Genomic DNA, 23,235 nt, shown 5'->3' with positions numbered 1-23,235 from the left:
TTTTCGTTACATAATCGTTTTTGTATATAACTTTGCAGCGTAATAATAAAACAATGATAACATGAAAAAGCCATTACTATTTACGATGATTATTGTGCTGGCTTCATTGTCGGCACAAGCGCAAATGAAAGTCCAAAACGACGGCCACATCAGCCTCGGCACATTGTCGGGCAGCTGGAATGTAGGCACACAAGTCTATCCTTCAGGGACTGTCCATTTCAATCACCAAAGCACTGAAGACTGGAAATGGGTAACTGTAGCCTCTCCCAATGCCGTGAAAGGGAAATGCTGGATTGTGACCTATCCCGGCAACAAGTACGACCACAGATTCTTCGTCACCGGCGAAGGCTACATTTTCAAGCGCGGTAGTTGGAGGGCTGCCGATGCGAGCCTTCTGTCATCCTCGGAAACAATTCGCGATGCTGGTGCGGTGCTCGACAGCATCACGGGCGTTTGGTACACGCCCGTCGAAGATGGGGCAAAACGCGATGAAGGCAGAAAGGCCGGCGTCACTGCGCAGGAAGTGGAAAAAGTGCTACCCGAAGCGGTTACCACCGACGAGAATGGGCTGATGTATGTAGATTACGAGACCTTGACCGTGTTCCTCATTGAGGCCGTGAAGGAACAGCGGCAGGAAATAGAGTTGCTTCGCAAGACATTGGAAGAAAACGGATTGCTTGGAATAAAAAAATGATGTAGCCATGAAAAAGTTTGTCTACCTTTTCGGCATGATATTGTTAAATCTGAACATGATGGCGCAGATTGATTTGGGTAATGAGATTTGGGAACTTGTTGTTATCGAGAATTTCGACACACCTGCGCGTACTTGGATTACCAATTCGTTCCTGAGTTCTGATGACTTTTGGCGGGCTTATCCGGGACATGGTGTGACCAACAAAGATAATCCTATGATTTATCAATTCACACAATGTCATTTCAACGACACCGATGAAGTGATGGAACTCGTTTCAGAATATCACAGCCAAATAACGAACAACGATTATTACCTACCACAATGGATGTGGCTTTCCCAAGGAGGGCCTGGATATCCAAATAATGAAAATCTGTTTTTCTTTACAGGCAGCATTGATTATGTCAACTACAATCACTATACTCATACAATAGACAAATTCTTATATGGGTATTTTGAAATTCGCTGCAAATTGCCGATTCACAATGGCTCTTGGCCTGCATTCTGGCTCTTTGGGAACGGACCAGATACATACGAGGAAATAGATATCCTTGAGTACACTTCCCATTCCGGCTGTGACGGCGACCCTCTAAGAGGCTATAGTTTTGGGATTTGGCACAACCCCAACGGAACTAACTATGTTGAAGATGGAACTAATGATGGAGCCCATAAATTTTTTGAGGATTTTCATCACATCCTAACAACGGATCCTGATTTGAGACAATACCATACCTATGGATGTGAATGGATGCCTGATTACGTCAGATGGTATTGTGACGGAAACATAGTGGCCGAATATAATGATATAAGGCATATTCCCCAGTACCCCAAAACTCTTAAAATCAACTATGATTTAAAAGATTATGCTCTTGACAACACCAATCATCCTGACGGTTGGTCGGGATCGGATGTCATGACCATAGATTATGTGAAAGTGTATAAATTGAAGACCGATTGCGAGACAGATGAATACATCACAACAGGAACACAATTTGCCAACTATGACCGCAAGATGAAGCATTCCATAACAATTGGGTCGTTAAACGGCTCCGTGATAGTGCCTTCAAACACAGATGTTTCGATGCGGGCAAACGATTTCATTCAGATAGATGGCGAATTTGAGATTCCTGTTGGCTCACAAATGACTCTTTCGGTTCACGAATGTCCTCTTCAGAATAATGTGGTATCTAAATAATATAAAAACCAATAAAACAATTTACAATGAAAAGAACAATATTGATAATCACAATGTTGACAGTTGCAACAGCACGCGGCTGGACACAGAATGGAGAGATTATATACCATGATGACATCACCCCTAAAGAGATGCATGCGGACGATCCCTGGCCTAATCACCATAGATTTTTTGATTTTGATGAAGATTCTATTCGGGACTTTTTTATAGCTTGGACTGAGTACAAGGAATGGCATATTATTGCATACACTTACGGCAACTGGTGGTATGAAAGGCAAATATTGGAACTCGGCGACACGATCGCCTTTGTTTCAAATTGGTATCCTGAACCGGAGAATCCAGATTACGACCCGATAATTTCATTTCATCCAGGTCTTAGCAGAGACTCCATCATTATCGGTTTTAGGAATCAAGTCGGTGATGGCGAGTTTTGCTATGGCTGGATAAGGTTCTCTTTGGATGCGGGACCTGAGAAGGACCAAAAATCCTCCTCTGGTAACCGTGTCCCCTGGCCCCATGGCATATGTACTTTTATTGACTATGCCTATTGCACTCAGCCGAATTATCCTCTTCGTGCGGGTCAAACAAGCTATAATTGGAACGGAGAAAACGAGAAGACCTCAAAACACCCCTTTGCCTCTATTCATCCCAACCCAACCTATGGCATTGTTATCGTAAAAGGTGAGAACTTGCGCCAAGCAGAGGTGCTCAACATACTGGGGTTGCGTGTGGCCACAGTGCAAGGAAAGGGAGAAACACTGCAAATCGACATCAGCGGCCTACCGGCAGGCATCTACTTCGTCCGCATCACCGATGATAAAGGAAGAAAGTGCGTACGGAAGGTGCTGAAGGAATGAGCAGGACTTTGCGCTTTTTCATGACTTCAAATTTGAGGGCAAAGATATTGAAATTATCCTTATTTTTGCCGCAATTATCAAAACTGAACGAAAATGAAGAAAATCCTGACCCTTTTATCGCTGGCCGCTTTGATGGCCTTCGCAACGCCAACCACGGCACAAGAAAAGAAGATGTTCACCCCTGCTGACGCTTCCTACAACAACCGCAGCCTCTATGCCCAACGTCCCAACCAACTGAAATGGGTCGGCAATTCTGACAATTACATGCTGGTGAAGGACAACCAAATCGTCACCATCACCGCTGGAAAAGCCAAGGAAACCACCCTGCTCAACCTCGACCAACTGAATGGTTTCAACAATCAGGCTAATCTCGACAGCCTTCGCCGTATGCCTAACCTCACTTGGATGAACGACAACGAGGCTTATTTCTATGCTTTGGGCAAAGGCAACATCAATCTGAATGTCATGAACCTGAAGGCAAAAAGCGTGAAAAACGTGACTTCGGTTCCGATGAATTCCGAAAACCAAACCGTTTGTGAAACCACACAAATGGTTGCTTATACAGTTGAAAACAACCTTTTCGTTGCCAATGGCGACAAGCAGATTCAAATCACCAACAATCCGGAGGGAACGATTGCCGGACAGAGTGTTCACCGCAATGAATTTGCTATCGAAGGCGGCATTTTCTGGTCGCCCGACGGCAGCCAGCTGGCTTACTACTCGATGGACGAAAGCATGGTCACAGATTATCCTCTCGTCGACATCACCGAGCGCATTGCCACAGAAAAATCCATCAAATATCCAATGGCGGGCATGGCAAGCCATCATGTGACTTTGCACATTTATAACATGGCTACGGGCAAGGAAATCGTCATTAAGACGGGCGAACCAGCCGAACAATATCTCACCGCCATCACTTGGAATCCTGACAACAAGCGTGTCTATATCGGTGTGTTGAATCGTGGTCAGAACGATTTGAAATTCAATGAATACAGTGCAGTAAGCGGCGATTTCATCCAGACCATTTTTGAAGACAAGGATGACCAATTTGTCGAGCCGACAGGCCCTGCCTATTTCTTGCCAGACAACACTGATCAGTTCATCTGGAAGGCACAACGCGATGGTTTCTACCACCTTTATTTATATAGCATCAGCAAAAAGACCGTCAAGCAACTGACCAAAGGCGATTTCGTTGTCACCGATTTCTGCGGTTTCTCAAACGATGGCAAGAACATTTACTACCGTTCAACCGAAGTCAGTCCTTTGGAACGCCATTTCTATGTGCAAAACCTCAAAAGCGGCAAAATCACCAAGATAACGAAAGAACACGGCACACATGATGTAACGCCATCAGCCGACGGCAAGTATTTCATCGATGCCTACACCAGCACCGATGTTCCTTACAATGTAGATTTGCAGGACGCTAACGGTAAATTTGTAAAGCGCCTCCATGAAGCTGAAAATCCAATCAAGGATTACAATATCGGAACAACTGAAATCGGACAATTGAAATCGGAAGACGGCCAGACACTTTACACACGCCTCATCAAGCCTTACAACTTCGATGCTTCAAAGAAATATCCTGTCATCGTTTACGTTTACGGCGGTCCTCACGCCCAGCTGATTACCGATGAATGGTTGGCAGGTGCCGGCATTTATCTGAATTATCTCGCTCAGGAAGGTTTTGTGGTCTTCACACTCGATAACCGCGGTTCCGCCGATCGTGGCGAAGCCTTCGAGCAGTGCATCCACCGTCAGTGCGGACAACTCGAAATGCGCGACCAAATGGTGGGCATCGAATATCTGAAAACCTTGCCATTTGTCGATGCCGACCGCATCGGCAGCGATGGATGGAGCTATGGCGGATTCATGTCAACATCGCTGAAAATCAATCATCCGGAAGTGTTCAAAGTCTCCGTTGCCGGCGGTCCTGTTCTGGATTGGAAATACTACGAAATCATGTATGGCGAACGTTACATGGACACTCCACAGGAAAATCCTGAAGGCTACGAACTGACCAGCCTCGAAAACAAAACCGACAAACTGGAAGGCAAGCTCCTGATGATTCACTGCACTACCGACCCTGTCGTCATGTGGCAGCACAGTCTTGTCTTTGTCGAGAACTGCATCCACAACGGCAAGCAACTGGATTATTTCGTTTATCCAGGCCACGACCACAACGTGCAAGGCCCCGACAGAGCGCATTTGATTACAAAGATTACACAATATTTCAAGGATAATTTATAAGCGTTAAAAGAGGTTCAAAAAGTTCAAAAGTTTAAACGCGCGTAGCGCATTTTGAACTTTTTGAACCTTTTTATCTTCTTTTTTCTCGCGCGTAGCGCATTTTGAAAAATTTTGAACTATTTTTCCATGTACGAAATTCTTACCGATAAACTGCACCGCATAGCCTACGCAACCGATGCCAGCGCCTATCGCGAAATGCCTTTAGGCGTTGCCTATTGCGAGAGCGAGGAAGATTTGGCCGGCCTTATCAATTGGGCCAAGGAAAACCACACGCACATCATTCCGCGTGCAGGAGGAACTTCCATTGCCGGACAAGTGGTCGGCAGCGGTTTGGTTGTCGACATCAGTAAGAATTGGAATCACATTCTTGAAATCAACGATAAGGAAGGTTGGGCAAAGGTGCAGCCTGGCGTTGTGCTCGATGAACTTAATCTGGCTTTGAAGCCTCACGGCCTGTTTTTCAGTCCCGAAACCTCGACCAGCGACCGCTGCTGCATTGGCGGTATGTTCGGAAACAATTCCTGCGGCAGCCATTCCTTGGTTTATGGCAGCACGCGCCACCATGTTTTGGAAGCGAAAGGCCTGCTTGCCGATGGCAGCAAAGAGGTTTTCAAAGACTACTCCATTGCCGATTTGGAGGCAAGATTTGGCAAGGTATTTTGGAAAAACGAAAGCAATTCATTGATCCAGCGCATCTATGCCCAGCTTATCAATTTTGCCTTAGACAAGGAAACCGTCAAACTGATTGAGGATAATTATCCCGACAAACGTTTGCGGAGAAGAAGCTGCGGCTATGCCATCGACGAGGTCATAGAAGACCTTCACAATGAAACGAAACTTTGGCCTGAACGCACCATAAATCTTTGCAAGTTATTGGCTGGCAGCGAAGGCACTTTGGCGTTCATCACCGAAATAAAATTGCACCTCAACCCTTTGCCGCCAAAGGAATGTTTGGTGGTTTGCGCACATTGCGACACCTTGGAGAAGAGTTTCCTTGCCAATCTTGTGGCATTGAAATTCCATCCTGTTGCCGTCGAATTGATGGACCATAACATATTGGAACTCAGCAAGGATAATGTCGAGCAGCAGAAAAACCGTTTCTTCGTGCAAGGCGAACCAGCCGCCATCCTGATGGTGGAACTGAAAGCCGACACACGCGCTGAAGTCGATGCCGTGGCAACCGATTTGGAACAAGCTTTAAGCGATTTGTGTTATGCTTGCAGCCGCGTTTACGGCAGCGAAACTTCCAAGGCCTGGAGCCTCAGAAAAGCAGGTTTGGGCTTGCTCAACGGCATGAAAGGCGATGCAAAGCCGATAGGCGTCATCGAAGATACGGCCGTCATTCCGGAGTTTCTGCCCGATTATATGAAGGATTTCGGCGAAATGCTGAAACGCTTGGGCTTGGAATGTGTCTATCACGCTCACATCGGTACGGGTGAATTGCATCTGCGGCCCATCATCAACATCAAGGATGCCGACGAAAGGAAACTTTTCCGACAGGTGGCGGAAGAGACGGCCATTTTGGTCACGAAATACAAGGGAAGCCTCAGCGGTGAACACGGCGACGGCAGATTGAGAGGCGAGTTCATTCCATTGATGTATGGCGAAAAAGTCTACCAGTTGATGCGTGAAGTGAAGCATTGCTGGGACCCTAATGGTCTTTTCAACCTGCACAAAATCACCGATACGGAGCCGATGGACAGTCATTTGCGCTTCGAAATCAACCAGTCGTATGCCATCGAAAAACTTATTGGGACCGACAAGACCTATTACAATTGGAAAGCCGCTTTCGATGAGTGCAAAATCAAAGGCGCCACGGGAGCCAAAACCCAACTCCACGCCCTGATGTGTTCCATCGAGCAGTGCAATGGTGCCGGCGACTGCCGCAAAAGCAACCTGATTGGCGGCACATTGTGTCCTGCTTTCAAAGTCACGCACGACGAAACCAACGCCACCAGGGCAAGAGCCAATGTGCTGCGCGAGATGCTCACCCGAGGCGACGAAAAACTGCTGAAATCGCCTGAATTGGCCGAAGTGCTCAACTCTTGCCTGGCTTGCAAAGGCTGCCGCAGCGAATGTCCGTCGAATGTCGACATGACGCGTATCCGTTCCGAAATCTTGCAACAGAAATACGATGCCAACGGAACGCCTCTGCGCTCTTTTGCCGTGGCAAGAATGGCCTGGGTCGAAAAATTCGGACATTTGGTGTGGCCTGTCTACAATTTCTTCGCTTCGTGGAAATTCTCATCCAACATCATCAAGAGAATCATCAGTTTCACGACAGAAAGAAACATCCCTACATTGAGCCGGATGACCATGCACGAGGCTGTAAAACTGGAACAATTGAAATCGAAATATTTCGGTAGAGACGTTGCGTGCAACGTCTCCCCAAAAGGCAAGATTTATCTATTTGCCGATGAATTCACCAATTACCAGGAAGCGGAAATCGGTCTCACTTTTGCTAGGTTATTAATGAAATTAGGTTACGAAGTCGAGATACCGAAACATGTTGAAAGCGGTCGCGCTGCCATTTCGAAAGGCTGCCTAAAACTGGCAAAGAAATTCGCCATCAAAAATGTCAATTTGCTGAAAGACAAAGTTTCAGCCATGACACCATTGGTCGGCATCGAACCTTCGTGCATCCTTTCTTTCCGCGACGAATATCCCGATTTGGTGCCGTCCGAAATGCGCAGCGTAGCCCAAAGGTTGGGCAGAAACGCCTTGCTTTTCGATGAGTTCATCATGCGCGAAGTGGCCGCCGGTCGCATTTCCGCTGACGATTTCAAACCGGATGCCGTTGAAATATGGCTGCATGGACATTGTCACCAGAAGTCGTTGGTCGGCATCGATAAGACCGCCAAAGCCTTGCAATTGCTTTCGGGCGCAACGGTTCATGTCATTCCGAGCAGTTGCTGCGGCATGGCTGGCGCTTTCGGTTACGAAAAGGAACACTACAAGACTTCCATCGCCATCGGCGAAATGATTCTTTTCCCGACGGTGAGGAAAGCCATGGAAAAACAAAGTTTGGAAAGGCCTGTAATTATTGCTGCACCAGGCACTTCATGTCGCCAGCAAATCCTTGATGGGACTGGTATCCGTGCTGTGCATCCAGTTGAAATTTTGCTGAAATGGTTAAAATAATTCACGTTTTTTGAAAAAGTAATGTGATATTATCATATCTTTGTCGCAATCCTAATAATTCTATAGTCTGATGAGGAAGTTAGTAATTAAATTCTGTGATTTCATTTTCGGAAAGCAGTCAAATGGTTCATTGCCAAGAGCTTGGATTCTGGTTTTTGACATGGTTATTGTCATAGCCTCTTACTTAATGGCTATGGTTCTGATGTATTTTAACGACATAAAGCAACCATATTGGAGCTACGACTGGAACAGAATCATAATCGTGCCTGTCGTATATCTTATAATGTTCTTTATATTCAGAACATACGAAGGACTTGTCCGATATACTGGTTTTAAGGACATCCGAAAAATAATTGTTTCCAACACTTTTGCTTTAAGTGCTTTGGTACTCGGCAAACTCATCATTACACAAATCAATCCTTCGCTTTGCCAACAGGTTTTCCCAAGATATTTCATTATCGTATACCATTACCTGATTACACTTGTACTGATGATTATCAGCCGTTTATTCATTCGACGCATCTATAACGAATTTTACAAGCTAAGTGGCAAGGAAAAAAGCAATATTTTGGTTTATGGCGCAGGCGAAGGTGGCTTGTTATTATACCGTACCATCAGTCAAGACCAACAATCGAAATACAACATTTTCGCTTTTGTTGATGACAACACACAAAGAACAAAGACGAAAATAAACACAATCAGTATTATACATCCTAACAAGGCTTTCAAAAGCGATTTTCTGAGAAGCAACCACATCAACACATTAATTATTGCCATTCCAAGTCTAACAGCCGAAAGAAGGAAAAAAATCATCGAAAAAGCCATGTCTGTTGGTTTAGAAGTTAAGATTTTGCCTTCATTCTCAAGTTGGTACAACGGTTCAGTTCTCACTGATCAAACCAAAGACATCAAGATTGATGAGCTCGAAGACATCAAGATTGATGACCTGCTTGGGCGCGAACCTATCAAGTTGGATAATATTAATGTAAAACGCGAAATCGATGGAAAAGTGATCCTGATCACAGGTGCAGCCGGAAGCATTGGCAGTGAGATTTGCCGTCAGGTCTTGCATTATAATCCGAAACTCTTGGTCATGGTCGACCAGGCCGAATCGCCTATGTACGATTTCCAGTTCGAACTGAAAAACACTCCTGATTTGAAACTTTTAATCGACAAAATGGTCTTCATCATTGCCAATGTGAAAGACCAACGCCGAATGGAAGAGGTTTTCAGTACATACAAGCCGCAAATCGTCTATCACGCAGCTGCCTACAAGCACGTTCCTTTCATGGAGGAAAATCCGTATGAAGCCGTGTTTGTCAACGTTTTTGGCACAAAGAACATCGCCGATTTGGCTATGAAATACGAAGCTGAAAAATTCGTAATGATTTCAACCGACAAGGCCGTGAACCCGACTAACGTTATGGGCACCACCAAACGCATTGCCGAAATCTACACGCAAAGCCGCAACAGCAACACGAAGTTCGTCACCACGCGTTTCGGTAACGTGCTTGGCTCAAACGGTTCTGTCGTGCCTTTGTTCAAGAAACAGATCGAGCAAGGCGGGCCGCTTACCGTCACAGACAAACGTATCATCCGTTACTTTATGACCATCCCGGAGGCTTGCAGCCTTGTGTTGGAAGCCGGTTCCATTGGCGAAGACGACGACATTTTCGTTTTCGACATGGGCAAGCCTGTCAAGATTTGGGATTTGGCCGACAAGATGCGCCAGTTGGCTCACAAACCGAAACTTGAAATCAAGGAAATAGGTCTGCGCCCAGGCGAAAAGCTTTATGAAGAATTGCTTGCAACCAAGGAAAACACCATCCCGACGGAAAACAAGAAAATCATGCGTGCCAAAGTCCGCGAATACGAAGAAAAGGATGTCGATGGTATGATTGGCGTTTTGCACGAGCAACTGGTCACCTCCGACCCATTCAAGATTGTGGCGCAAATGAAGGTTATTGTGCCTGAATTTATTAGCAACAACAGTATTTTTGAAAGATTAGACAAACATGAATAACTACTGCATTATTATGGCTGGCGGCATTGGGAGCCGTTTCTGGCCTTTGAGTAAAGATAATTATCCGAAACAGTTTCTTGATATTTTAGGCACGGGAAAAAGTTTTATCCGTAGCACTTACGAGCGTTTCAGCCCATTGATTCCCGATGAAAACTTTCTCGTGGTCACGAATGCGGCTTACAAGAACCTCGTTTTGGAACATCTTCCCGAACTGAAACCCGATCAAGTGCTTTGCGAACCTGCCCGACGCAATACGGCACCTTGCATCGCTTACGCTTGCTATCGGATCCAAAGCCGTTGCAAGGATGCCAACATCGTGGTGACTCCCGCTGACCATTTGGTTACAAATGAAACAGAATTTCAACGCATTATCTGCTTAGGTTTCGATTTTCTGAAAAAACAAGACAATGCCTTGATGACCATCGGCATCAAGCCGAGCCGTCCTGAAACGGGTTACGGCTACATTCAGGTTCCGAAGCAAAATGAATTGCCCGAAGTCGTGAAAGTGGAAATGTTCAAGGAAAAACCGAATTACGAGACAGCCCTGAAATTTGTCGCCGAAGGCAATTATTTCTGGAATTCCGGCATCTTCTTGTGGACTCTCGATGGCATAATGAATGCTTTCAGAACCAATTTGCCCGATATGGTGAAACTGTTTGACGAAGGCAAAGACAAGTTTGGCACCGCCGAAGAACAATCTTTCATCAACCAGCGCTTCCTCGACTGCCAGAATATCAGCATTGACTACGGCATTATGGAAAAATCGCCTGACACCTACACCATTCCCGCTGATTTCGGCTGGAGCGACATTGGCACTTGGGGTTCACTGTTCACACACGCCCAAAAAGATGCCGACAACAACGCCTTGCGTGGCAAAGTGGTGTCCATTGATAACAAAAACACAATCATCAACATAGAAGATGGCACCGAAGCCGTCGTGGAAGGCTTGGAAGACTATCTCGTGGCCTATCGCGACCATTCGCTTTTGGTGTGCCGCCTGCACGATGAGCAGCAAATCAAGGTTTGGATTGAAGGACTGAAATAAGGTTTTTCATTTCAAGAATAATTAAAGGTGGTCAAAAGCCACCTTTTTGTTTATTTTTGCCAGTTGAAAATGGAAAATATACCACTCATATCAATCATCATGCCTTGCTACAATGCTGAGCAGTTTGTTGCCGAAAGCATAGACTCAGTGTTGGCGCAAACCTATCAAAACTGGGAGCTTGTGGTCACCGACGATAATTCATCCGACAGTACACCTGAAATTGTGCGGAATTATTGTGAAAAAGACAACCGCATAAAGTTGTATCTGCCTGGAATACATCAAGGTATAGCACAAACAAGAAACCATTCCCTTTCAAAAGCAAACGGTCGTTTTGTCGCTTTTCTGGATAATGATGACTTGTGGGTTCCTACTAAACTTGAACATCAGGTTCAATTCATGCTCGATAATAATTTGGCCTTTTGCTACGGTAATTACGAGCTGCTCAACGAGGATGGAACGAAAAAGAGAAAAGTCATCCGTCATGCTGGTGTCATGAACTATAATAAATACCTGCATAACACTATCATAGGTTCCGGAACAGTGATGATTGATACAGAAAAGACGGGAAGCCTCGTCATGCCGCTCAACGAAACCAGCGATGATATGGCATTATGGTGTCATTTGCTGAAAAAAGGATACGATGCTTACCCGATAAATGAAATCATATTGTTGTATAGAGTCAGGAATTCTTCAGCGTCAAGCAACAAGTTGAAGGCTGCAAAAGATGTTTGGAGGGTGTATCGTCAGCAGGAAAAACTGTCTTTTTTCAAGTCATTGGATTGCTTTTTAGGCTATGCTTTCAATTCCGTCAAAAAACGCTTGTGATGAATGGCTATTATCTATATCGGAATGCATGGCGTTTTGAAGATGTCCCGCACAAAGAAACGAAACTTGAGGAAAAGCAATGGCGCGATTTGTTGAAAAACGGCGGCTTGCTTGTGCGAAACACCTACGCTTTTGACCAAAAGGAACCCAGCAGTTTTTGGTATTTGGTAAAAGATGATTTCTTGGCTTTGGAAGAACTGCCTTCAAAGAAAAGACTGAAAATTAAGAATGCGCTGAGTCTGTTCGATTTTCAATTGGTTGATAAGAAAGTGCTGTATGACAATGGTTTTGTCAATCATTACGATAATTCGTTGACTTTGCACCAGGAGAAAAACAAGCAGGATTTCATGGATGATTTCTTCTATTATTTGGAACAGGAAAATTGCGAATATTGGGCTATTTTCACAAAAGAAACGCACGATTTTGCGGGTTTCGCCATCAACTATGTTTCCGATAATGCTTGCGATTACAAAATCACTTGCATCTTGCCAAAATATCATGCCAATTCTTTCTACACCTACTACGGCCTTTTCTACGCCATGAACGAACATTACCTCGGCAAGAAGCTTTTCCGATATGTCACTGACGGTTCACGCACCATCACCGAACATTCCGGCATTCAGGATTATCTGATACAGAACTTCAATTTCCGAAAAGCCTACTGCCGCCTTGAAATCCATTACCAGTGGTGGATGAAAATCGCTGTAAATCTGCTGTATCCGTTCCGAAACATCATCACATTGCCACGTGTTAAGGCCGTGCTGAATATGGAAGCCATGCAGCGCGGGACAAAATAAAAAAACCAGATAACTGTTGGGGCAATTATCTGGCTAAAAAATTAATAACATGAAACATAAAAAATTACACTTTGTAATCTCTGACTTTCTCACGAAAGGGCGCCCCCTTCAGGACTTGAACCTGAGACCCCCTGATTAACAGTCAGATGCTCTAACCAACTGAGCTAAGGAGGCATTTAGTGTTACAAAGAACGTATTTCCTTTTGTTTGCGGTTGCAAAAGTATATGTTTTTTCATTACCCGCAATGATTTTTATCCATTATTTTTTATTTTTTTTATAACTTGTTGTAAGTTAGCAAAATAAAAATCGAATAAAAACACATTTCCTTGATTCTTTCAAGGTATTTTCGCTTTTTTCCTTTTCCAAAAAGCAAAAAAACCGCTTTTTTATGTAAGTTTGCAGCCAATATGCGTAGGCTGTTTTTCATAGCGTCCCTTTTCCTGCTCTGCTGTTGCGGCAGACTGAAAACCGTTTCGCCCGTGCTGAACGACACGCCCCACCGCGCCGCCTTGGATGCCGTCGACACTTTGCTACAGCAGCAGCCCGACAGCGCCCTTACAGCACTGCTGGCTTTCAACGATGCTATGGGCGACTCGGTGCTGAACCCTTGGGAGCGCAGCCGTTTCCACCTCATGCTCGCCGAATTGCTCTACAAGAACGACTACACCCAAAACAACCGCACCGAACTACTTGCCGCCACTGCCTACTACGACAGCCTTGCCGACCGCCACCCATTCGATGCGCCGCTTGCCTACCTACAGGCTCGCGCCCACTACATGGACGGCGTGGGCTGGTACGAGCAGGACAGCATTGTGCCCGCCTGCCAAGCCTACCTGAAAGCCTTGCAAGTGATGGAAAACCATTTTACTGATGACGAAATGGACAGGAATATGATTCGGTTTATGGGACTGATTAATTCCAGACTTTCCGAATTGTTTTTCTTCAACGAAGGGTATGCGGCTGCTATTGAGACAAGTAAAAAAATGTTGTACTATTATCTTAAAATTGGGGAAAATGAAAGAGTTTTAAAAGCGTATAAAAAGATTGGGAATTGTTATAGCTCTATTTCACAAAACGATAGTGCTTTGTTTTATATGAACAAGGCTCGAGAATTTTCTGAAAAAGAACAAATGAACAATTATCAATACATTTTGAAAGAATCGGCATCGCTCTATTATAATATGGAAATGACGGATTCGGCTTTCATGGTGGCTCGGCAAGCCATGAATTTGTCAGTCACTCGAGATGATTCTCTGACAAGCTGCTATGTGTTAGGTCAATTGTTTTTCAGGGAACAGCAATACGATTCAGCAATCTTTTATCTGAAACAGAGCATAAATAGGAATCAGTTTTCCACCCAATTGTCTTCGGCACAATTGCTGAAAGAGACCTACGAAGCCTTAGGCGATATGGAACAAGCAGCCATCTATGCGCAGCCATATAACGAAGGCCTTGAGAAATTCTTAGACAAAGCCTCGGATAAGACTGAAATCGTCAACCTTTACAATGCCTACCGCTTGCAGCAACAGGACAGCCGTCATTCGGCATGGCGCAGAAAAAGCATTAGTCGTGTGATGCTTGGCATCGGTGTCCTGTTGGTGCTGTTGGGTTTGTTAGCCATCTATTTTGTAAGGCGCGGACGGCGACATGCCGAAATAATGCAGCAAGAGAACGACACCTTGCGCGAGGAGAAGCAAAAGGTGGAGTGGGAACAGTCGAAAATGTCGGGGCGGATGCGCCGCGCCAACGAGATGCTGAAGGAAAAAGACGACATCATTGATGAGAAGAACCGCGAGAACAGCCTGCTGAAAATGCGCCTTGAGCAGCAGTCGGCCGACATGCCTTCCTTTGCCAACGAGCCTGTCTGCCGACAGATTTTGGATGCGGTTGCTTCGGAAAACATCAAGTCGACCGTCGACATGAAGATTTATTCCGCCATCGCCTTGACCCGTCAGCAGCAGGAGCAGCTGCGCATGGCCGTCGAGAGGCATTACGGCACGTTTGCCGAAAGCCTGAAGAAAGCCTATCCGAAACTGACCAACGACGACTTGAACTATTGCCGTCTCTACCTCTTGGGCTTGAACGAGGTGCAGATAGCCGCCCTGATGCAGAAATCCTATCCTTCGGTGTGGGAACGCGCCGACAAGCTGAAACGCATTTTCGGCACCGACGAAAAGATTGCCGTCTTCCTACTGTCGAAAACCGAGGTGGAAAAGTAGCGGATTGGCTGCTGGCTATTATACCATTTCAACAAAATCATACATTTATTTTACGATGAATTTTTTTATTGGTGTCCGCTAAAAGTTTAGCGAACAGCCAAACTATCTATTTTTCTATTTTTTGTCACTTTCTGCTTGATCAGAAAGTAACCAAAGAATCAAGGGCAAGATTATCGGTCCAACACACAGCCGCCCTAAAGACTTGACCTTCAGGAAATATGTCATAAACGCAATTTCGTGAAGGTCAAGCCTTTAGTTCGTCTCTTTGGCGGGCGCTGCCCCGCATCTTGCCCGTGGCCCGCGCGCCCACCCCGGACTATTTTTCAACACTTCATCTTCAGTGCATTTTCTTGGGATTACGATGATAATAAAGTAGTTGAAAAGTAAGCCCCATTTTTGACAAGACATCGTAATTCATTGAAGTTTGTCCGATTACAGGCTTTGTCTCCATTTTTAGCGGACAGCAATAGAATTTTTTACAAGATTCCCGTCTGGCGACGGGAATGGATTGTTAGGGGGGTGTCAGGATGGCGGCGGCGACTTGTCTTTTCCTAAAGGTGAACTTCAACCGCCGCCGCTTATTTAATATCACCTAATACTCCATTCCCTCGAGCTTGCGAGAGGGAATCTATAAACCAAAATCAAATCGACACAACCAACACATTATCAAAACTTTATCAAAAAATCCTAATAAATCCCGATGATGATTTTCATTGTCGTGATTTTTTTGTAACATATTTTTGCTGCGTTAAACTTTTAAAACACAAAAGTCATGTACAAAAAATTACTTCTTATCATTTGCTTGCTTTTCGGTGTAGGTTCAACGTTTGCTTTCAATATTAGTTTGAACCAACAAGCAAGTTGTCAAACTGGCGAAGACAAATCTCCTGAAGAGCCGCCCATTCATGCTTCCATTAATGGAGACATGTTCACAGCAACCTTCCTTGAAGATTTGGGAAGCGTGAGAGTCAGCATCAGCACTGCCGGAGGCAGCAGGGTGTTCGACCAAGCCATCCTTTGCACGCCTAACGGAGTGGGATGCCGAATTCCTCACGCTGGGCATTTCATTGTCACCTTCACGCTTGCCGACGGAACGGTCTACGAAGGGGAATTCGAAGTGGAGTGATTAACCTTATAAAATCAGAGAGCCATGAGTTGGAAAAACAAGTTCATTTAGCAACCGAACCGAAAGGTAAAGGTGCTTGCGGAACAATGGTGTGGCAACTGTTTCTTCCGCAAAAGCTCCTCAAGTTGTAACGACGTCCTCACTAACGCCTTGTGCGTATCGTTAAAGGCAGCCGAAAGGCTGCAAAGATAAACATTCCTTTCATAACGGAATGTCATGTGTAATAAGAAAATCAGGCAATGGGGAAACATTGCCAATGAAAACTAACAATTTAAACTTCAATAAGATGAAATACAAACACACAACACTTTTAGCCGCCATTGTACTGATGGGACTGACAATCTTTGCATCATGCAAGAAAGATAACGAGACAACAGCTCCCGAAGCCAATAACATTCAATGCGCCAGCATCACTCATCCTGAGCAGATTGACGACATGAACGCCTACCTTGAGCAGTTCAAGCAGCAACTCATGGGTGACAGCAAAGGAGATGAAATGATGACGATCGAGGATGCCAACTGGTTCCTGACCAACCTGTCGAACTACGACTTTGGCAATGTCGTTGAACAGTTCGACGACATCATGTTCGACGACATTTACACGGATGTGAACATCAGCAATGGTATGGTGTCGCTTGCCGACCTCAATGATGCCTACAAGCAGATTTTCAATGAAATACGAAACTACTACCATAGCCACGACCTGCAGGAGAAGAATCTCCGCATCATCATCTGTACTATCAATCCTGACGGAACGGTAGAGACACACATCACGCTTTCCTATGGAAACGGTGCTAAGGCATTCGGAGGCTTTTACTTTAACAGCGGAATAGACTGCAATCAATACCTTGATTCCACCATCGTTTATCATGGCAACACTACCGCTGTTAGCGAACTGAACCGCATCCTCAACCTTCAGGTGTTCCACTCCGTTGATTATTCAACTGGCAGACTCTATTACACGCTACACACCACCAGAAAATGGATGCCTATGGATCTGTTCGACTATGTGACACCTTCTCCAAGCGACATGTATTCGCGTCTCTATTATCAAAATGGTGGATACGACAATGACGCGATTCCTTTGTGTAACATGCGCTATTATCTTGACTCCTATGCAGGAATCGTGGAAGACTACTGGCCAATGGGATGCTGCCTTGCCAGTATAGAGGTTGAATGGAACTATGGCCAGGCTAACAAAGACCAAGCGCCTCATTGGCATTCAATGACTGTGAGATACGGTGTCTTGCAAGGTTCAACTTCAGAGCCATCAGTAGACTGATTGTTTCCTATTTTAGCCGTAAATGGTTCCCAAGTTTACGGCTTCGTCTTTTTATCCGTATATTGTATTAATCGTATTATTAACGAAATAACACTTTTAACAAAATGAAGACAAGACTATTCCTGCTTACCACAGTCTTTTCGTTGTGCTTCTACTTGGCATCAGCCCAGAACTGCACCGAGTTTGCACACGGGACGGACGCTCCGCATGGTGGATGGTGCATCATCGAGACCATGGACGGGAACCTGCTGCTGTCGGTAGACAAGTACGAGGCCGACGGCAACATGAAAGACCACATCCTCTACCGCTTTACGCGTGACGGCGCTCTTATAGACTCGCTCGCACTCGGCTTACGGGAATGCAAGAGCTACCTTCTCGAGAGGGATCCCAATCCCGATGACGACACGTCTTACCTTTTCGGCTACACCTATAGCAACGAAGGCGGCAGCTCTATCTTCCGCCTGCTGAAACTTGACGACTACCTCTCCATCGTCGATGCCGTGGACGTTGTCTACTCGGACGGGGACGGACTTTATGCGAAAATCATCCTTGACACCGCTGGCGACATTGTCATGTACTGGAAGTCGGACGACAATAAGGGCAATCTGGCTAGGATCGACCTCGATGGAACCGTCAGAACACAGGCCAAGTTCGACCTGTATTCCGAACATTGCTATGTCGACAGAACCGCACTTAACATGTACGATGAGGAGAGTAAAGAGTATTCGGTCGTCTATACCACGGGGCTCGATTATCCCGAGACCATCCATGTCATTACCGTGTACGATTCCCTTTTCAATCTGGTCGCATCCAAAGAAATGTCGCTATACGACGGACTCTATGTGGATGAAATCGATGCTCCGTGTTTGCGCGGTTATGGGGACAGGCGAATGCTCTTCTTCCGTGGAGATTATTTCGGGGGCTATTCCGGAAGCTGGTATCACTGCCTTGAGCTGGCGGAAGTGCAGGGACTGGATCAGGTGCTACGCAGATACCTGTTCAAAAGTCCGCAACTGGAAGGTTCGTACCACTCGGGGTTCGATCCGTTCGTCATGGCCAAAGACGGCGGCTTCTACATGGTGGCATTCAGGTCTGAAGTGAACAATCCTATGCATGTCTTCAAGATAGGATCGGACTTGACGCTGGAATGGGAGCGCTGGTGTTTGGAGCCGTACACTCCCACAACCTTTCAAGTCTGTATGGATATGTGTGCGCTTGAAGACGGCGGAGTGGCGCTGTGCGGTACAGAATCCGACTTCGAGTATCCAAGGCAGAGGTTTTGGGTTGTCACCTTCACCGACGAAGGAACGGGAATTGGTGAGGCTGCGGAATCGGTGCGTCCATACCTCATCTATCCGAACCCGGTGAAAGACAGGCTTTCCATCCAATTCTCGCCCGATGTTAAGCCCGAAAGCATTGAATTGTACGATGTTTCAGGCCGCTGCGTGGCAAGTTCGCGCACGGCGGAAATGAATGTGGCAGACCTTCCGGCGGGGCAGTATGTTGCGAAAATCACCCTTGAAGGCGGAAAGGTCTATTCGGACAAGGTGGTGAAGGAATGAGGAATGAATTACATTATCACCTTCACGCTCCCTAATGGAGACGAGTATTATGGTGAATTTACGGTAACGGATTAACAAACACATCATTTTAACATTATTAAATTCAGAATGAATCATTCTTTGTATTTTATTGGAAATCATAATAAAATAGCACTATCTTTGCCGCACTGTTCACTTTGGATTTTGGCTAACGCACTTCACGAAGTTCAGAGGAATGGTGCGAAAAATGTCAGAAACAGAAATCACAATGATAATGAAAGAATAATGACGATGAAAAAACTAAACCTTTTACTTGCCTTGGCCCTTCTCTTCGGGGCCAAGGCTTTTGCTCAGGACGACAGCCAAAAAACGTCCTCGGACCTGCCGCGCGCGCCACAGCAATGGGCTTACACCTACGAGTATGACAAGGTGTCGGATTCGGTAGTGAAACAATACATGGAGGCACACGAATTTCCGGATGGGAGGATTTTGGTAAGAGGCATCTCCATAAAGAGGAATGACTGCGGTCAAGTGTTTGCGTTGAGGAATGCTTACGATGCCCACATCCTTGCGCTGGATTCCGATGGCACGGAGCTGTGCCAGGCCACCTACCATAAGGACGGCTACACGAGCCGCAATCCGTATGTCCTGAAAAACCGGCAGGGCGAAGCTTTTCTTCTCAATGCATTCAATCCCGATCACGACACGTGCTCACCGAACTACTACAGGAATTTCAGCCCACCCATCGACCATTCCATTCTCGGCCTCTACAAACTGAACGACGACCTTTCGATAGCCGAGAGCTATGAGTGGAACATTCCCATCGACACCGTTGAATACGACACCCTAAACGCCCCGTGCTGCGGGCATATTGCCCCGTTTTCGGCCATAGTTGATAGCGAAGGGTATCTTGTTGGAGCTTACACAAAGGCCGGAAGCAAAGTGCCACATCCCGCAGCGAAGGACAGCACCATCTTCTTCAAGATTGACTTTGAGGGCAATGTGCTGAAGAGGGCAGGCTACGAGAGCACCTATTCTGGCAGCGACCTAAGAGCCTTCTATAGGTTCTACCATCTGGTGGAGGCTGACAGCGGCTACATCCATTACGGTCTTGAAGGCACAGTTGTCAACCAGGAGGACCGTAATGTGGTCTATTTCGACCGTGATTTCAATGTGGTGCGCACACGCAGGTATCTCCAGGCGGCGGGCTTGCCAAACATTCAAGGGGGGCGATGGTATTTTGGAGACGTGAATGTGGTGCGCAGTCCCCATGGCACGACCTACATGACTTGTGAGGCCGATGAAGTTGAGGTAGGGGTGGGCAACTATTATGTCAGTGTCCTGTACGAGTTCGACGATAACAGCGAGTCACCTGCCGTTGTGCCCATCAAACGCTATGCCGAGCGAAAGACAAAGCACTTTGATATGGCGACCCTGAGCAAAGGCGTAGCCATCGCCAACGACCATTCTCTCTTTTATGTCTACAGCCTGAACGTAGGGCCTGCTGGAAATCGTGACTCGTGGATCATGATAGACCACCTTACACCGGAATTTGAAGTCATGGATGAAGTGTATTACGACTTGCCTGGAGACCTGATGCACAGTGAGGCCTGTAGCATCACGGCAACGGAAGATGGTGGCGTGCTGGTGGAGCTTTATGGCTATGACATGAACATGCCTAACATCATGTATGAATCGGTGGTGAAGTTCCCCGCCGAAGCCTTCCTGGGCATCGACGAAGCCCACGCCAACGGCCTTTCACTTGCCATCGCCTACCCGAACCCCGGCGGCAACGAGATGCACATCCGCACGGCTTTGCAGGATGCGCGGGTAGAGGTTTACGACATGAATGGCCGCCTTGTGGCGCAACAGCCTGTCACGGAAACGGAAACCGTACTGGATGCCACGGACTGGGCAGCGGGAACGTATGTGTGGAAGGTTTTGAGCGGAAAGCGAATTGTGGAAAGCGGGAAATGGGTGAAGGAATGAATTTCATGGTCACCTTCACGCTTCCCAATGGAGATGAGTATTATGGTGAGTTTACAGTAGCTGAATGAGAACCATTTGTTCACAAAATAAAATTCGCAGAAAAAATTCTCAAAAAAAGTTTTTTTACCTTTGCGGGCAGATTATGGTACACGAATGTCCGAATTAACAACAACAAAACATCATCAATATGAAAAGAAACATCATAGGCCTTCTCGCAGTCTTTGCGCTTCTGCCTTTCTCAAGAAGCTTTGCCCAAGAATTAACAGATGCCTTCGTCAGTGATACGTTGACGGTCTGGCACATGTATAGAACATCAGATGGCTTTCTGGCAAAGGCATCGACTGTAAACTTGCCTTATCAGAACCATTATATTCTCAAATTTGACGAAAATGGGAATGTTTCAGGTTCGGTTTGTTGGTTTGCAGAAGGGGAAACGACTGAGGATTTCAATTGGGAAAGTGAGATGTCCGCAACTGTTGACGGCAAAACGGGATTCGTCTATCTTACACGGCAAAACGGCACCGCATCGCTTTATTCTGTTTCCGTCACCGATGATTTGGAAATCGAATCTAGAAAATTCAAATGGACAGGTCTCGATGTGCGTCCTTACGATGGGTGGTATGAACCCATGACAGTATTTTGCAAGGATGGCAGCGTGATTTTTTCCTATTCTGTCGACAATTTGTTTTTCCCCAACGAAAGCCAAGGCATCAGAATCCTGAAGTTTTCGGATAATGGAGATTTGATGGCTGAGAAACTTTTTGAGTCATTGCCGTTTCAGGATGCCTATCCCATGTTTTCGTCTCCCGACTCGTTGGGCTGTTGCCTCATTGCGCGTAGCGAAGTGCGTTACGATGAATCCGGCATAGTGTTGGATGGCAATCTTAACCAGGTGTATTACAAGGATTGCATCAATAATCTTTCCTATCCGAAATTGTTCTGTGGCTACATGTATGCATCACTTAATCCATTTAACAACAGAACTTATGGCATTAGCAACTTCTCATACCCCGCTTTCGGGCAAAATCCGGCCATCGAAAAAGATCTTTTCATGACTGTGTTTGATGAAGAATTCAACCAATTGGCTTTCTGTTGGGGACCAGCAACGCCGAGTTCGGACGAGCGAGCCTTGCGTAAGGCTATTGATTATGGCGGTGATGGTAGCGTTTACATGTGCGGTTGGATGGGTTTTAATGCTTCATGGGGGGTGTACGTGGCTCATTTTGATGAGGACTTGAACCGATATGGCGAAATCTATTATCAAGACAATGAGCGTGGTTTGGCTCCCCATAGTGTGTGCGCTTATCCTGATGGCTGCTGGATTTGCTGTGATGGCTATAACAGAAGGACGAATGAACAAGAAAATTGCATTTACCGAATTAAGAATGAAACATTTGTAAGCGTTGACGAAGCCCACGCCGCAGGTTTCGCCGTAGCCATCGCCTACCCGAACCCGGGCGGCAGCGAAATGCACATCCGCACGGCGGTTGAGAATGCCGCCGTGGAGGTTTACGATATGAATGGCCGCCTTGTGGCGCAGCAGCCTGTCACGGAAACGGAAACCGTACTGGATGCCACGGACTGGGCAGCGGGAACGTATGTGTGGAAAGTCATCAGCGCAGGAAAGGACGTTGAGAGCGGCAAGTGGGTGAAGGAATGAATCCATTTAAGGTAAAACTGATCCGCCTCAGCTACATCAGTTTGGCAGCAGCCATGCTGCTGTGCTGGGGCGGTTTCATAGTCATCAGCTGGTGCATTAAGGACATCTTGTTTTTCGTGGCTTGCGTCTTTGCCTCGCTGTGGTGTGCCGAGATAACCTGGTGTGCCCTCGCCTTTCGCCGCCATGCCCAAGGGCAAGGTGTGGAAACCTGGGGCTGTCGCGCCATGCTGAGAAAACTGAAATTCAGCTTGTGGCTGTTTGGTGTCAGTCTGGTCTCCTATTTCGTCATCTTCCTCCTCGTGGAATTTGGTGTGTACTGAAAATTTTTGGTGTCCGCTGAAATTTCAGTGGCCTACCAAACTATCTGTTTTTGTCACTTTCTGCTTCCTTATAACAAAAGTGTAACTTATTAAAAATCAATATTTTCCAAAAATATCATTTTTACTTACTTTTGCCTTCTTCTATATAACAAGATTATAACAGGCTGTTTTCCATTATTTTGCAAATTGCTCGTGTCTGTTCGCTTTCGAGGCGTTCAAGTTTGTCACGGAGCCTTATAATGTCCCTGTCAAGTCGGCTTTTTCTGTGTTTAGAGT

General features: G+C 46.0%; 16 protein-coding genes and 1 tRNA gene. 16 read left to right on the top strand and 1 reads right to left on the bottom strand.

Translation table 11 applies throughout. The annotated features are described in order from the left end of the window. The first annotated feature begins 61 nt into the window (after nucleotides 1–61). The 9 genes from AC06MN_RS01435 to AC06MN_RS01395 all read left to right on the top strand — a co-directional run bounded on the left by AC06MN_RS01435 (nucleotide 62) and on the right by AC06MN_RS01395 (nucleotide 12,821). Nucleotides 62–694, top strand: a complete 633-nt coding sequence (locus tag AC06MN_RS01435) for a tail fiber domain-containing protein (RefSeq protein WP_475670574.1) — start codon at nucleotides 62–64, stop codon at nucleotides 692–694. Between the two features lie 7 nt (nucleotides 695–701). Further along, entirely contained in the window at nucleotides 702–1,886 is a 1,185-nt protein-coding gene (locus tag AC06MN_RS01430; protein ID WP_475670573.1) for a family 16 glycosylhydrolase, read from the top strand. A 26-nt stretch (nucleotides 1,887–1,912) separates the two neighbouring features. After that, the gene (locus AC06MN_RS01425) at nucleotides 1,913–2,743 is read left to right on the top strand and encodes a T9SS type A sorting domain-containing protein (protein ID WP_475670572.1); all 831 of its coding nucleotides are present in this window, start codon (nucleotides 1,913–1,915) and stop codon (nucleotides 2,741–2,743) included. Between the two features lie 93 nt (nucleotides 2,744–2,836). Then, nucleotides 2,837–4,990: a S9 family peptidase gene (locus AC06MN_RS01420; protein ID WP_475670571.1), complete on the top strand. Its 2,154-nt coding sequence runs from the start codon at nucleotides 2,837–2,839 to the stop codon at nucleotides 4,988–4,990. Between the two features lie 126 nt (nucleotides 4,991–5,116). Then, entirely contained in the window at nucleotides 5,117–8,131 is a 3,015-nt protein-coding gene (locus AC06MN_RS01415; protein ID WP_475670570.1) for an FAD-binding and (Fe-S)-binding domain-containing protein, read from the top strand. A 70-nt stretch (nucleotides 8,132–8,201) separates the two neighbouring features. Then, on the top strand, nucleotides 8,202–10,154 hold the full coding sequence (locus AC06MN_RS01410) for a polysaccharide biosynthesis protein (protein ID WP_475670569.1): 1,953 nt from the start codon (nucleotides 8,202–8,204) through the stop codon (nucleotides 10,152–10,154). Next, nucleotides 10,147–11,199 (top strand): mannose-1-phosphate guanylyltransferase, encoded by a 1,053-nt coding sequence (locus tag AC06MN_RS01405; RefSeq protein WP_475670568.1) that lies wholly within the window; start codon nucleotides 10,147–10,149, stop codon nucleotides 11,197–11,199. The genes AC06MN_RS01410 and AC06MN_RS01405 overlap by 8 nt, the downstream gene beginning before the upstream one ends. A gap of 69 nt (nucleotides 11,200–11,268) precedes the next feature. Then, nucleotides 11,269–12,024, top strand: coding sequence for a glycosyltransferase family 2 protein (locus tag AC06MN_RS01400; protein ID WP_475670567.1), 756 nt, complete (start codon nucleotides 11,269–11,271; stop codon nucleotides 12,022–12,024). Next, nucleotides 12,024–12,821, top strand: a complete 798-nt coding sequence (locus tag AC06MN_RS01395; RefSeq protein ID WP_475670566.1) for a hypothetical protein — start codon at nucleotides 12,024–12,026, stop codon at nucleotides 12,819–12,821. Before AC06MN_RS01400 ends, AC06MN_RS01395 begins: the two co-directional genes overlap by 1 nt. A 100-nt stretch (nucleotides 12,822–12,921) precedes the next feature. Here the strand turns inward: AC06MN_RS01395 and AC06MN_RS01390 are convergent. Further along, nucleotides 12,922–12,995: transfer RNA gene (locus AC06MN_RS01390), tRNA-Asn, on the bottom strand. A gap of 234 nt (nucleotides 12,996–13,229) precedes the next feature. Between AC06MN_RS01390 and AC06MN_RS01385 the strand changes: the two genes are divergently transcribed. From AC06MN_RS01385 to AC06MN_RS01355, 7 genes are all read left to right on the top strand, one after another. Next, nucleotides 13,230–15,041, top strand: coding sequence for a hypothetical protein (locus AC06MN_RS01385; protein WP_475670565.1), 1,812 nt, complete (start codon nucleotides 13,230–13,232; stop codon nucleotides 15,039–15,041). 772 nt (nucleotides 15,042–15,813) lie between these two features. Next, a complete protein-coding gene (locus AC06MN_RS01380) occupies nucleotides 15,814–16,167 on the top strand; it encodes a hypothetical protein (RefSeq protein WP_475670564.1) in 354 nt (117 codons plus the stop codon). 286 nt (nucleotides 16,168–16,453) lie between these two features. Next, nucleotides 16,454–17,449 carry a hypothetical protein gene (locus tag AC06MN_RS01375; protein ID WP_475670563.1) on the top strand — a complete coding sequence of 332 codons (996 nt, stop codon included), beginning with the start codon at nucleotides 16,454–16,456 and terminating at the stop codon, nucleotides 17,447–17,449. Between the two features lie 500 nt (nucleotides 17,450–17,949). Continuing rightward, nucleotides 17,950–19,011: a T9SS type A sorting domain-containing protein gene (locus AC06MN_RS01370; RefSeq protein WP_475670562.1), complete on the top strand. Its 1,062-nt coding sequence runs from the start codon at nucleotides 17,950–17,952 to the stop codon at nucleotides 19,009–19,011. Between the two features lie 270 nt (nucleotides 19,012–19,281). Further along, nucleotides 19,282–20,979, top strand: coding sequence for a T9SS type A sorting domain-containing protein (locus tag AC06MN_RS01365; RefSeq protein ID WP_475670561.1), 1,698 nt, complete (start codon nucleotides 19,282–19,284; stop codon nucleotides 20,977–20,979). 187 nt (nucleotides 20,980–21,166) lie between these two features. Beyond that, a complete protein-coding gene (locus AC06MN_RS01360; RefSeq protein ID WP_475670560.1) occupies nucleotides 21,167–22,639 on the top strand; it encodes a T9SS type A sorting domain-containing protein in 1,473 nt (490 codons plus the stop codon). Continuing rightward, entirely contained in the window at nucleotides 22,636–22,959 is a 324-nt protein-coding gene (locus AC06MN_RS01355; RefSeq protein ID WP_475670559.1) for a hypothetical protein, read from the top strand. The genes AC06MN_RS01360 and AC06MN_RS01355 overlap by 4 nt, the downstream gene beginning before the upstream one ends. The last annotated feature ends 276 nt before the right edge of the window (nucleotides 22,960–23,235 follow it).

The organism is Candidatus Limimorpha sp. (assembly GCF_056203535.1).
This window is presented reverse-complemented; position numbering and strand designations above follow the sequence as displayed.